The following is an 11,915-nucleotide window of genomic DNA, read 5'->3' as shown; positions in this document are numbered from 1 at the left end:
CCCGCTCCGGACCCCTCCGCTCTCCCGCCCGCCGCGGGACCTTTCGCGGCACACGCCACATCTCGCTGCGCGCTCGCTGGCGCACCCCCGCCGCGGAGTCTTTCGCGGCACACACTGTTTCCCGGGCGGACACACCCGGCGCACCCCCACAATAGGAGGAGGAAGAGTGCCTATCGTCACAGCCTCTGCGGCTTTCGACGTTCCCGTGGACCGGGTGTGGGGGCTCGTCACCGGAATGGACCCGTCGTGGCGCTCCGACCTGTCCTCGATCGAAGTCATCGACGACCTCCGTTTCATTGAGGAGACCACCGAGGGCTACCGGACCTCGTTCACCACGACCGCCCGCATAGAGAACGAGCGCTGGGAGTTCGACCTGGTCAACCGCCTTATCGAGGGCCATTGGACGGGCCTGTTCAAACAGGAGGGCACCGGCACCGCCGTGGTCTTCACCGAGAACGTCCGCGGCCGCCGCCTGTTCGTGCGGCCCTTCGTGCGGAAGTACCTGTACCACCAACAGGCCACCTACATCGAGGATCTCAACCGCGCGCTGGCTGCGCAGGAGTGAACGGGGGCGCGCTGGCCGGCCGGCGCCCGCCCCAGAGCCGACCGGGGAGGTCCGGGAGACTGCCTACTGCGCGCCCTCGACGATGTCGAGGACCGTCCTGGCCTCGCGGGCCGTGTACTGCCCCGGGGCGCTCGCCCCGCCAACGGAGGCGAAGGTGGCGGCGCCCCCCAGGGCGGCCCCCGCGAACCTGGTCGGCCCGCCGAGGCGCCCCATCGCGATGGCGATGACCGGTCGGTCGTAGGCCTCGCGCGCCCACGCCCCCGCCGTCAGCACACGGGCCACGTCGCCCCCGCTGCGGGGCGCGCACGCGATCTTCAGCACGTCCGCCCCCGCGTGGTTCATGGCCGCGAGGACCCCGGCCAGTTCCTCATCGGTCGGAGTGCCCCCGAAGTCGTGGTGGGAGGCGATGACCCGCGCGCCCGCCCGTTGCGCCTCCCGGACCAGGTCCGGGGCGCCCTCGCGTCCGATCTCGACATCGACGGCGTCGGCCATCCCGGCCAACGAGGCGACGAGCGCGCAGTACTCCGAGTCGTCGAGGTGGGCGGCGCCCCCCTCCGAGGAGGTGCGGACCGTCGCGATGAGGGGCAGGGCGCTCGCTTCGAGCAGTGCCCCGGCCGTCGCGGCGAGCTCGCCTACCAGATCGGAGGCCGCCGCGAAGGAACTGCCCGCCAGGGCGCGGATCATCGAGTCGGCGCGCCACTCCACGAGGTCGACGGGCTCGTCGCCCACGGCGGCGGCCTCGTCGAGCAGACCGTCCCTGGAGCCGCTGGTGAGGGGCGCGATAACGCGGGTGCGCATACCCAGCTCGACCCGCCCGCGCGGCGGGCGTCCGATGTCCACGGTCCCACGGGCGCGCGAGCGCGCTCCACCTGTGCTCATTGCCGCCTCCTCCATCGCACTCGCCACTAGTACCCGATCTCCGCCAGGTGGAGGCGTCCGCGTTCCGAATCCGTGAGGTAGGGGTGGTCGAGCCACCCGTCGGGCAGGTGCGGGGGCTTCTCCCCTCCTGCGCGCCCCCTCGGGCCGCGCGCTGCCTCGGGGAAGGGCTGGTCGGGGTCGAGGCCTGCGAGCAGGTCGTGCAGCTCCTGCAGCGTGGAGACCATGGACAGGGCGTGGCGCTGGGCGCCGCCGACCGCGAATCCGCGCAGGTACCATCCCACGTGCTTGCGCATCTCCCGCATCGCGCGCGCCTCGTCCCCCTGATCGGCGACCACCCACGCGGCATGCCGCTCGATCACGGCGGCCACCTCGGCCAGGGCGGGGCCAGTCGGGACGGGGGCGCCGTGGTAGGCGGCCACGATGTCGTGGAACAGCCAGGGCCGCCCCTGCGCGCCGCGCCCGACGCACACCCCGTCGCAGCCGGTCTGCTCCATCATCGCCGTGGCGTCCCGCGCCTCGAAAACGTCCCCGTTGCCGAGAACGGGGATGGTGAGCGCTTCCTTGAGGCGCGCGATCTCATCCCAGTGGGCGCGGCCCGCGTAGTGCTGGGCCTGGGTGCGCGCGTGGAGTGTGAGCGCCGAGGCCCCGAGGCGCTGGGCGGCCAGTCCCGCGTCCATCGCCGTCTCGTGGGCGGAGTCGATGCCGATGCGGATCTTCACAGTGACGGGGACCCAGCGGTCCGTGGCGGCTCCCGCGTCCTCGGCCGCGCGCACGACAGCTGCGACCAGGTCCTCGAAGAGATCCCTCTTCCACGGCAGGGCCGCTCCCCCGCCCTTGCGGGTGACCTTGGGCACCGGGCACCCGAAGTTCAGGTCGATGTGGTCGGCGAGGTCCCTTTCGACGAGGAGGCGCGCCGCCGCGCCCATGACAGCGGGGTCGACGCCGTACAGCTGGATGGAGCGCACCCGCTCGACGGGGTCGGGACGCACCATCTCGAGCGTGCGCGCCCCTTCCTCGACCAGGGCGCGGCTGGTCACCATCTCCGTGACGTACAGGCCCGCGGGCGCGTCCACCCGTGGGACGGCGGGGCGCCCGGCACCCGCCCCGTCCGCAGTGCCCGCGCAGTCGTTGGTCCCAGCCGCCACAGCGGCGCCCGCCTCGTACCGGGCCACGGCGCCGTCGGCGCAGCCGCTGCCCGGCCGGGCCGGATCCACGGGGCGCAGCGCCTGTGGCAGCCCCGCCTCGCCGAAGAAGCGGCACAGGCGCCGGAAGGGCGCGTCGGTGACCCCCGCCATCGGGGCGAGGACGACCGGGGTCCACAGGCGCAGCGGCCCGATCTGGAGGGGGGCCGGGCCGTGCGCGCGGGGAGAGCCCCCCACCTCAGCAGCCGAGCCGCTCGACGAGGTAGGACTTCACCTGGTCGAGGGGGATGCGCACCTGCTCCATCGAGTCCCGCTCGCGCACGGTGACCGCGTGGTCCTCGACCGAGTCGAAGTCGTAGGTGATGCAGTAGGGCGTGCCGATCTCGTCCTGGCGGCGGTAGCGGCGTCCGACCGCCCCCGCGTCGTCGTAGTCGACGTTCCACAGGCCGCGCAGCCCGTCGGCCAGCTCGGAGGCGGGGCCGGTCAGCTCGGGCTTGCGGGACAAGGGCAGCACAGCGGCCTTGACGGGCGCCAGGCGCGGGTCCAGTTTGAGGACGACGCGCTTGTCGACCCCGCCCTTGGCGTTAGGGGCCTCGTCCTCGTGGTACGCCTCAATGAGGAAGGCCATGAGGGAGCGGGTCAGGCCTGCGCTGGGCTCGATGACGTAGGGGGTCCACCGCTCCTTCGAGGCGGGGTCGAAGTAGTCGAGCTTGGCGCCCGAGGCCTGCGAGTGAACGGTGAGGTCGTAGTCGGTGCGGTTGGCGATGCCCTCGAGCTCGCCCCACTCGCCGCCCGCGAAGCCGAAACGGTACTCGAGGTCGACGGTGCGCTTGGAGTAGTGGGAGAGCTTCTCGGCCGGGTGCTCGTACTCGCGCAGGTTCTCGGGATCGATGCCCAGGCCCACGTACCAGGCCTTGCGGTAGTCGATCCAGTACTGGTGCCACTCCTCGTCGGTGCCCGGCTCGCAGAAGAACTCCAGTTCCATCTGCTCGAACTCGCGAGTGCGGAAGATGAAGTTCCCGGGCGTGATCTCGTTGCGGAAGGACTTGCCGATCTGCCCGATGCCGAAGGGCGGCTTCTTGCGCGCCGCCGTCATGACGTTGGCGAAGTTGATGAAGATCCCCTGGGCGGTCTCGGGGCGCAGGTAGTGCAGGCCCGCCTCGTCGTCGACGGGGCCCAGGAAGGTCTTGAGCAGGCCGGAGAACGCCCTCGGCTCGGTCCACTGGCCGCGGACGCCGCAGTTGGGGCACGGCACGTCGGCCAGGGCGATCTGGGACTCCGCGACGCCCTTCTTCTCCGCCAGCTCCTCGACGAGCTGGTCCTCGCGGGCGCGCTTGTGGCAGTTGAGGCACTCGATGAGCGGGTCGGTGAAGGCCTTGACATGACCGGAGGCGACCCAGGTCTCGCGGGGCAGGATCACGGAGGAGTCCAGGCCGACCACGTCCGCGCGGCGGCGAACCATGTAGTCCCACCACTGCCGCTTGATGTTCTCCTTGAGTTCGACCCCGAGCGGGCCGTAGTCCCACGCGGAACGGGTGCCGCCGTAGATCTCGCCGCAGGGGAAGACGAATCCGCGGCGCTTGGCGAGGCTGATGACGTTGTCGAGGCGAGAGGCCACTGCTACTCCTTGGGTGCGGGCGCGCCTGGCTGGCGCACCGAAGTCGATACTATCCGACGCCGGGCGCTTCGTGCGCGCGGCTTCCCGGTCGGGGCGGCCCCGCGCCGTCCGCGTCGCCCGGAGCACGGCTCCCGGGCACGGTTCCCGGGTTGCGCGCCTTCGCACCCCATGTGCGCGCGGCCCCGCTCCCCTCCCCCGCCCCTGGCGCCCGGAGGGGCGGGGAAGGGGCAGGGGCGGGGAGCTGGGCGCGCCGATCACCGGGGGCGGCTGGGCCCGCCGGGGTCAGGCCATGCGGCGGATGTGGCCGGATGCGGTCAGCGGCCAGCCGGCGGCGCAGACCACCAGGGGGAGGAGGCCGAGCAGCCAGTAGGCGGGGTGCATCGGGCCGAGGAGGCCGACCTTGTGGACGGTGGTGAGGACGAACCACGTGATCGGCGCGAGGACTGCGCAGATGCCCAGTGGGATCGCGCCCATGAGTGCGAAGGAGCGCTTCCACAACGTCCCGACGCAGCGCCCGGTGCCCCCGATGAAGCGCCCGGCGCCATCGCAGGCGATCCACGCGACAATGATGAACAGCCACGAGTCGATGCCCATCGGGTAGGTGGCCGTACCCGTGAAATACAGGAGGGGCTGGGCCGCGAGCAGCAACCACCAGAAGATGGATCCCAGGATGATGAACAGGACGGTGGTGACGTAGGTCGATGCTGTGAGCGCGGGGCGGGCGGCGCCGCTGAGGGAGGAGGCGCGCATTCCGATGGTGGCGTTGACCACTGCGTTGATGAAGATGAAGACGCCCGTCACGAAGGCGGAGTTCGTCTGGGCCTGGTAGATCTGCTCGCTGGACTCACCGAGCGACAGGTAGAGGATGCCGGTGACCAGGCCGTTGACGAGGAATTGCCCGACGAGGACCAGCAGGTACAGCACCACAGTGGGCCGCCAGTCGATCAGGCCCAGGCGCAGGGCGGAGGGGGAGGATTTGACGAGGTCGGGGGTTTGGGTGCTCATTGGTCGTTCTCCTGGATGAGGTAGGCGAAGGCGTCCTGGAAGGAGCAGGGCGAGGGGGTGAGGGAGTGGGAGGCGAGCTCACGGTCGGTGACGCCGCGCCCGCGCAGGTCCACGACGATCTCGCGCGCGGATCCGAGCGTGCGGGACGTGATGACGGGAATGCCGGGGTGGTCGGCCAGGAAGCGCTCGACATCGGTGGCGTTGCCTGCGATGGCGCAGATGCGGGAGGTGAACTCGTCCACGCCCTCGTGGGCGATGACCCTGCCGCCCTTCAGCGCGATGACCTCTTCGGCGACGTTCTCCAGTTCGGAGACCATGTGCGAGGAGACGAGGAACACGCGCCGCGGGCGGCGCCCCTCCATGCAGTCCGCCGCCAGGGCGAGCAGTTCCTCGTAGAAGGCGTAGCGGGTGGGCACGTCCAGGGGCGCCTGGATCTCGTCGAGGACGGTGATGGGGGCGCCCGAGGCCAGCGCGATGGCGCCGGTGAGGATCGCCGCCTGCCCGGAGGAGAGTTTGCGCAGGCTCTTGCGGCGCCCCAGCTGGAACCCGAAGCGGGACGTGTAGCGGTCGAAGAGCCCCTGGTCCCAGGTGGGCCGCAAGCGCGCGTAGTCGACCAGGACTGCGCCCGAGGAATTGTCGAAGTCCCGGTTGGAGGAGGCCATGATGGAGTAGCCGAGCAGATCGTCGGGGACGAGCGCGGTTCCGTTGACGGACACGGTCCCGTTGGTGGAGGGCAGCAGGCCCGACAGGATCTGCATGAGGGTGGTCTTGCCCGAACCGTTGGGGCCGACCAGGGCGGTGACGGTCGAGTCGCCGAAGCCGAGGGAGATGTCGGACAGCGCCTGTTCGGCTTCCCCGGGGTAGGTGTGGGCGATGGAATTGAAGGTGATCATGAGTCTTCCTTGGTGTGGGAGCCTGCGTCGTAGGCGCGGACGTTGGTGGCGATGGTGTCGAGATCGAGGCCGAGGGCGAGTCCGGCCTCGACTGCGGGGTAGAGGGTTTCGTCGACGTAGGTCCTGCGCCCTTCCTCGACGAGCGAGGCGTGGGCCCCCTCGGCGACGAACATCCCGATCCCGCGCCGTTTCTCGACGAGCCCTTCGTCGACGAGGATGGCGAACGCCTTCCCGGCCGTCGCGGGGTTGATGCGGTAGGTCGTCGCGTACTCGGTAGTCGATGTGAGCTGGTCCCCGTCGCGCAGGGCGCCGCGGAGGATCTGGTCGCGGATGTTATCGGCGATCTGGACGTAGATCGGGATACCCGAGGTGAACATTGGGGGCATGGGCACCTCCTCACTTCCTGTTCAGTGGTTCATTACATGACTAATTAACCACTGAACTAGTGGAGCCGTCAAGTCGTTTGGACAACATGAGCCACGGATCACATCACAAGCGCAGCAGAGCGCGCATCGGCAGCGGGGAACCGCCAGCCGCGCGGGAACCCCCGCGTCCACCACCGGCCCCCGAACACAGAAAAGCCCCGGCCCCGTCCCACTGGAATGGAGGACGAGGCCGGGGCATCGCAGCGCGGCAACCGGGCGCGGTCCGCACGGGGCGGGGCGCCAGGAGCGGCCACAGCGGCAGAGCACCGGGCGGGACCGCCCGCGCGGTGAGCGCGCCGCCGACGCGCCCGGCGCTCTTGAGCGCCTACTCCTTGACGGCGCCCGCGGTCAGGCCGGAGACGATGTACTTCTGCAGGTACTGGAAGAGCAGGATCACCGGGATCGCCGCGATGACCGCGCCCGCGGCGAAGATGCCCCACGGAGCGGTCCGCGAGTCCGAGGCCCACATGTACATGCCGACGGCCAGGGTGAACTCGGATGGCTGCTGCAAGACGACCTTGGCGATCACGAAGTCGCCGAGCGAGGAGATGAAGCTCAGCAGGCCCACGACCGCCAGGACCGGGCGCACCAGCGGCATGATGATCGTCCAGAAGGTCTGGGCGTGGGTGGCCCCGTCGATCATCGCCGCTTCGTCCAGGGAGCGCGGGATCGAGTTGAAGAAGCCGTAGAGCAGGAAGGTGTTCGATCCCAGAGCCCCGCCCAGGTAGACGCAGATGAGGCCCAGCTTGGAGTTGAGGCCCAGGATGGGGAAAATGTCCTGGAGCCCCAGCAGCAGCAGGAATAGGGCCACGAAGGCCAGCATCTGGGGGAACATCTGCACCAGCAGCAGGAACGTCAGCGTGCCGCGCCGCCCGCGGAAGCGGAAGCGGCTGAAGGCGTAGGCGGCGGTGGCGCCCATGAGGACCGTGCCGACCGCGGTCACCGACGAGACGATGAGCGAGTTGAGGATCCACGCCCAGTACTGCGCGTACTTGCCGGTGCCCAGGGCCATGTAGTTCTCCGGGGAAACGGAGGAGAACAGGCGGTTCGACCCGGTCAGCGTCGCCCCCGGGTTGAGGGAGACGGATAGGACGTAGAGCAGCGGGATCAGGCAGTAGATGATCGTGAGGATGGCCACGATGTGCCGCCAGCCGAGCTCCTTCCACCAGCGCGCGCCCTTGAGGTGGGAGTTGTCCTTGGGCTTCGCGTTCTTCTTCGACGCGGTCACTGTTGCGGCGCTCATCACAGCTCCTCGAGGGTCTTGGTCTGACGGAAGCCCAGCCAGGCGATCACGCCGACGATGATGAAGATGACGATGGACATGGCCGAGGCGAGGCCGTAGTTGGGCACCCCGGACTCGATGGCGATCTTGTACACCATGGAGATGAGGATGTCGGTCTCGCCGACGGGTACCGACAGGCCCGGGTAGTTGGGCCCGCCCTCCGTGAGCATGTAGATCAACGAGAAGTTGTTGAAGTTGAACGCGAAGGAGGCGATCAGCAGGGGCACTGTGGACTGGAGGACCAGGGGCAGTTTGATGGACCACACGGTGCGCAGTCCGGAGGCGCCGTCGATCTTGGCGGCCTCCTCCACGTCGCCGGGCAGGGACTGCAGGGCGCCGAGGCACACGAGGAACATGTAGGGGAAGCCGAGCCACAGGTTGACGCCCAGGATGGACAGCTTGGCCAGCCACCCGTTGGTGAGCCACGGGATCTCCGCCCCGCCGAAGAACACCTGGTTGATGAACCCGAACTTCGAGTTGAGCATGCCCTGCCACACCAGGGTGGCCAGGAATGCGGGGAAGGCGTAGGGCAGGATCATCAGGGACTGGTAGATCTTGCGCCCCTTGAGGCGCTTGTCGGCGAAGACCAGGGCCAGGACGAGGCCAAGGGCGAAGGTCGTCAGGACCGACAGGGCGGCGAAGGCGAAGGACCACAGCAGCGCTTTGAAGAAGGGGCCGGCCAGGTCCGAGCTGGTCACCATGTTCGTGTAGTTGCCCGTGCCGACGAAGACCCGCCAACCGGGATCCAGGGATTCCCCGGCGGCGGACTTGAAGTTGCCCGCCTTGTTGTCCGCGGTGTAGACGGTGCCCGTGGACGTGTCGGTGATGGTGTCGGCGTCCGCGTCGTAGGAGAACGAGGACTTGGCCAGGTAGGCGCTGGTGCCGTCGTCCGTCTTGTAGAAGCCGTCGTTGGGATCGTCGGAGACGGGGACGGACAGGCCCGTGACCTCGCTCTGCCGCTTGAGCAGATCCGCGACGGTGAGGACCTTGTGGCCGTCGACCTTGATCGTGGACCCCGCGATCTGGGCGTCCACGTCGTGCAGGGGCGTGTCGGCGTTGCCGATCTGGAAGGTGCCGGTCGCGGGGTTCTGGACGACGAGGCCCAGGCCCGCCCCGTCCTCGACGACCGCGGCGGGGGTGTTGGAGGCGCCTGGGACGCGCTGTTCGGAGTTGCGCAGGATCGCGGAGACCGCGTCCTCCTTGGTGGAGTTGTGCCCTTGGCCGTAGTTGGTGAAGGACACGTAGGCGGTGTAGCCCATGACGAAGACCTGGTAGACGAGCAGGAAGACCATGCCCGGGACGAGGTACTTGGCGGGGACCATCCGCTTGGAGAAGTAGATCCAGTTGATGACGGCCAGCAGGACGGCCATGATGGCGATGATGCCCCATGATCGGACCGCGTAGGCGGTGAAGATGCCGTAGAGCCCGAGGGCGTCGATGAGCATCATGAGGACGAGTTTGACGATGAAGCCGGGCTTCATGACGTCGCGGGCGTGGGAGGGCGAGTATCCCTGTTTCGTGGTGGTGGCGTTGGGCTCAGCCATAGTTGTCTCCGGGAGCAGCTGCGGGCGGGAGGGGCGGAGCGGACGGGGTCGCCTTATTGGGACGGCCCTGTCCGGCGAGGCGGTGGTGGGCGCCCCCGGGGACTCGGCGTCCCCAGGGGCGCTCCATCTCACTTCTTGGTGATGGCGTTCTGGATGTTGGTGACCATCGCGGACCAGGCGTCGGTCGGCGCCTGCGCTCCGGAGACGATGGCGGCCTCAGTGTCGCCCCAGAACTCCCACACCGAGCGCATCTCGGGGATGGAGGGCGCCAGGGCGCCCTTCTGCGCGATGTCGGCGAACGCCTTGATGTCCTGGTCGCTCGAGGCGTCGGCGACCTCGGGCATCGCCGAGGCGCGCCCGCCGAGCTCCTGCATCTTCTTCTGGCCCGCTTCGGTGGCCAGGTAGTTGAAGAACTGCTTGGTCAGCAGGGTGTTGGCGGACTTGGCGGACTGGTAGAACATCTGGACGCCGACGAAGGGCTGGGCGTCCTGGCTGCCGGCCTTGGGGACGGGCAGGACGGACACGTCCATGCCGGCCTCGCGGAAGGCGGCCACGTTCCACGGGCCGGTGACCGTGTAGGCGGCCTTGCCGTCGAGGAAGGCCTGCTTGGCGATGTCGGCGGTGATGGTGGTGTCGAGGACCTTGGCGTCCGCCTGCTCCTTCAGCCAGTTGGCGAAGTCCGTGCCGCCCTGCTCGCCGAGGGCGAGGTCGGAGGTGTACTCGCCGTTGGCGTCCGTCTTGAAGACCGGGGCGCCGAAGGAGGTCTGGAAGCCGTAGAAGTGGTAGGGGTCGCCGTGGTCGCCCATCGGGATGATGAAGGGGTACTGGGCGCCGGCGGCCTGGCCGGAGGTGAGGGTGTCGGCGAAGGTCGCGGGGGTGTCGGTCGTGAGCTTGTTGTTGCGCACGAGGGCCACGGACTCGACGGCGTAGGGCACGCCGTAGGTCTGCCCGTTGTAGGTGACGGCCTTGACGGCGACATCGGAGAACTTGGACTTGTCGCCGAGGTCGACGGGGGCGACGACGCCGTTGGAGACAAGAGAGCCGAGCTTGTCATGGGCCATGACGATCAGGTCGGGGCCATTGCCGGTGGGGACCTGGGTGGTGAACTCGGTGTCCATGTCGGACTCGGACTTCTGGACCACGCTGACCTTCACTCCGGAAGAGGCGGTGAAGTCCTTGGCGAGCTCCTCGACCTGGGAGTAGCGGGTGTCGTCCGCCCAGATCGTGATCGTGCCGGAGGCGTCCGCGCCTCCGGCGGACTGGTTGCCTGTCGTGCCGGAGTTCCCGCCGCAGGCGGCCAGGGAGGCCGCGATTGCGAGGATTCCGAGCCCTGCGATGCCACGTCGCATGTCAACTCCTGTAGTTGTCGTGCCGACCGCCTCCGTCAGCGGTCCGCTACCTCCGTACTGTAAGAGCACGGTATCGTTTCTGCAACAATTTTTCGGTTACATTAGCGTCACATTTTCAGCAAGAACGGGATGCTGTTACATTGGTGTTGCAGGCTTCACAGGACGGCGATGGAATGGAGGGGCTTCGATGACGAAGAAACGCACGAGCATGGCCGACATCGCAACTCATGCGGGCGTCTCCACGGCCACCGTCTCACGCGTGTTCAACGGCGTGGGCCAGGTCTCGGCACCCACCCGCATCAAGGTCCTCACCGCCATCGACGAGCTGGGCTACGACCGCCCGGCCTCCTCCGCCCCGCCCTCGTCCCCCGGGATCGGCGTCGTCGTCCCGGAACTGACCAACCCCGTCTTCTCCGCCTTCGCGCACTGCCTGCAAGTCGAGATCGCCCACGCCGGGGGCATCGCCATGATCCGCTCGCAGACCCCCGGCGCCACCTCCGAGGCCGAGCACATCTCCTCGCTGCTGGCGCACGGGGTGGACGGCCTCGTCTTCGTCTCCGGCCGCCACGCGGACCACCTCGGCGACGTGTCCCCCTACCTGGACCTCGCCGGGCGCAAAGTGCCCTTCGTGACGATCAACGGCGCCCGGCCCGAGATCCCCGCCCCCGACTTCTCCACGGGTGACGCGCTGGGGATCCGGGCTGCCCTGGCCCACCTGCGCGAGCTGGGGCACACGCGGATCGCACTGCTCGGCGGACGCACGCACGTCGTGCCCGCCCGGCGCAAGGCACGGGCGTTCCGCACGGCCATGGCCGTGGACTTCGGCCAGGACGACCCCGTCGTCGTCGAGACCTTCTACACTTTCGAGGCCGCGGCGGCCGCGACCCCGGACCTCATCGCGCAGGACGTGAGCGCGATCGTGACAGGATCGGACCTACAGGCGCTCGGCGCGATCAGCGCGCTGCGCGCCCACGGCCTGCGCACCCCCGAGGACGTGTCCGTGATCGGCTTCGACGACTCCTTCCTCATCCCGCACCTGGACCCGCCGCTCACCACGGTGCGCCAGCCCGTGACCGCCATCGTGTCCTCCGCCGTGCGCGCGCTCTTCGAGGCGCTGGCCAACCGCGAACCGCAGTCCCACGCCGATTTCACATTCACACCGGACCTCGTCGTCCGCTCCTCGACCGGGCGCGCGGCCTAGGGCGTGGGCACA

The 11,915-nt window shown here is 69.2% G+C and carries 11 protein-coding genes; 2 read left to right on the top strand and 9 right to left on the bottom strand.

What is annotated here, in order from left to right; translation table 11 throughout:
- Positions 1-166 precede the first annotated feature (166 nt).
- The gene (locus tag G447_RS0109760) at positions 167-565 is read left to right on the top strand and encodes an SRPBCC family protein (protein WP_051226314.1); all 399 of its coding nucleotides are present in this window, start codon (positions 167-169) and stop codon (positions 563-565) included.
- Between the two features lie 63 nt (positions 566-628).
- Here G447_RS0109760 and aroD read toward each other — a convergent pair whose 3' ends face one another.
- The 9 genes from aroD to G447_RS0109715 all read right to left on the bottom strand — a co-directional run bounded on the left by aroD (position 629) and on the right by G447_RS0109715 (position 10,702).
- Entirely contained in the window at positions 629-1,459 is an 831-nt protein-coding gene (gene aroD / locus G447_RS0109755; RefSeq protein WP_026430914.1) for a type I 3-dehydroquinate dehydratase, read from the bottom strand.
- A gap of 11 nt (positions 1,460-1,470) precedes the next feature.
- On the bottom strand, positions 1,471-2,781 hold the full coding sequence (gene dusB / locus G447_RS0109750; protein ID WP_026430913.1) for a tRNA dihydrouridine synthase DusB: 1,311 nt from the start codon (positions 2,779-2,781) through the stop codon (positions 1,471-1,473).
- A 43-nt stretch (positions 2,782-2,824) separates the two neighbouring features.
- Positions 2,825-4,204: a glycine--tRNA ligase gene (locus G447_RS0109745; RefSeq protein WP_026430912.1), complete on the bottom strand. Its 1,380-nt coding sequence runs from the start codon at positions 4,202-4,204 to the stop codon at positions 2,825-2,827.
- 282 nt (positions 4,205-4,486) lie between these two features.
- Entirely contained in the window at positions 4,487-5,209 is a 723-nt protein-coding gene (locus G447_RS0109740) for a hypothetical protein (RefSeq protein ID WP_026430911.1), read from the bottom strand.
- The gene (locus G447_RS0109735; protein ID WP_026430910.1) at positions 5,206-6,102 is read right to left on the bottom strand and encodes an ATP-binding cassette domain-containing protein; all 897 of its coding nucleotides are present in this window, start codon (positions 6,100-6,102) and stop codon (positions 5,206-5,208) included. Before G447_RS0109735 ends, G447_RS0109740 begins: the two co-directional genes overlap by 4 nt.
- Positions 6,099-6,488: a GntR family transcriptional regulator gene (locus tag G447_RS0109730; RefSeq protein ID WP_026430909.1), complete on the bottom strand. Its 390-nt coding sequence runs from the start codon at positions 6,486-6,488 to the stop codon at positions 6,099-6,101. The genes G447_RS0109735 and G447_RS0109730 overlap by 4 nt, the downstream gene beginning before the upstream one ends.
- A 364-nt stretch (positions 6,489-6,852) precedes the next feature.
- On the bottom strand, positions 6,853-7,770 hold the full coding sequence (locus G447_RS0109725) for a sugar ABC transporter permease (RefSeq protein WP_026430908.1): 918 nt from the start codon (positions 7,768-7,770) through the stop codon (positions 6,853-6,855).
- Positions 7,770-9,353, bottom strand: a complete 1,584-nt coding sequence (locus tag G447_RS0109720; RefSeq protein WP_026430907.1) for an ABC transporter permease subunit — start codon at positions 9,351-9,353, stop codon at positions 7,770-7,772. Before G447_RS0109720 ends, G447_RS0109725 begins: the two co-directional genes overlap by 1 nt.
- A gap of 128 nt (positions 9,354-9,481) precedes the next feature.
- Positions 9,482-10,702, bottom strand: a complete 1,221-nt coding sequence (locus tag G447_RS0109715) for a sugar ABC transporter substrate-binding protein (RefSeq protein ID WP_026430906.1) — start codon at positions 10,700-10,702, stop codon at positions 9,482-9,484.
- 187 nt (positions 10,703-10,889) lie between these two features.
- On the opposite strand from G447_RS0109715, the gene G447_RS0109710 reads away from it, so the two are divergent.
- Positions 10,890-11,903, top strand: coding sequence for a LacI family DNA-binding transcriptional regulator (locus G447_RS0109710; RefSeq protein ID WP_026430905.1), 1,014 nt, complete (start codon positions 10,890-10,892; stop codon positions 11,901-11,903).
- Positions 11,904-11,915 lie beyond the last annotated feature (12 nt).

Source organism: Schaalia georgiae DSM 6843 (assembly GCF_000429245.1).
Classification (GTDB): Bacteria; Actinomycetota; Actinomycetes; order Actinomycetales; family Actinomycetaceae; genus Pauljensenia; species Pauljensenia georgiae.
The sequence above is the reverse complement of the archived record's forward strand: the minus strand, read 5'-3'. Positions and strand labels throughout refer to the sequence as shown.

Coding starts and splice junctions, on each gene's coding strand:
- aroD (WP_026430914.1), bottom strand. CDS start 1,459: ATGGAGGAGGCGGCAATGAGCACAGGTGGAGCGCGCTCGCGCGCCCGT.
- G447_RS0109740 (WP_026430911.1), bottom strand. CDS start 5,209: ATGAGCACCCAAACCCCCGACCTCGTCAAATCCTCCCCCTCCGCCCTG.
- G447_RS0109735 (WP_026430910.1), bottom strand. CDS start 6,102: ATGATCACCTTCAATTCCATCGCCCACACCTACCCCGGGGAAGCCGAA.
- G447_RS0109730 (WP_026430909.1), bottom strand. CDS start 6,488: ATGCCCCCAATGTTCACCTCGGGTATCCCGATCTACGTCCAGATCGCC.
- G447_RS0109725 (WP_026430908.1), bottom strand. CDS start 7,770: ATGAGCGCCGCAACAGTGACCGCGTCGAAGAAGAACGCGAAGCCCAAG.
- G447_RS0109720 (WP_026430907.1), bottom strand. CDS start 9,353: ATGGCTGAGCCCAACGCCACCACCACGAAACAGGGATACTCGCCCTCC.
- G447_RS0109715 (WP_026430906.1), bottom strand. CDS start 10,702: ATGCGACGTGGCATCGCAGGGCTCGGAATCCTCGCAATCGCGGCCTCC.
- G447_RS0109710 (WP_026430905.1), top strand. CDS start 10,890: ATGACGAAGAAACGCACGAGCATGGCCGACATCGCAACTCATGCGGGC.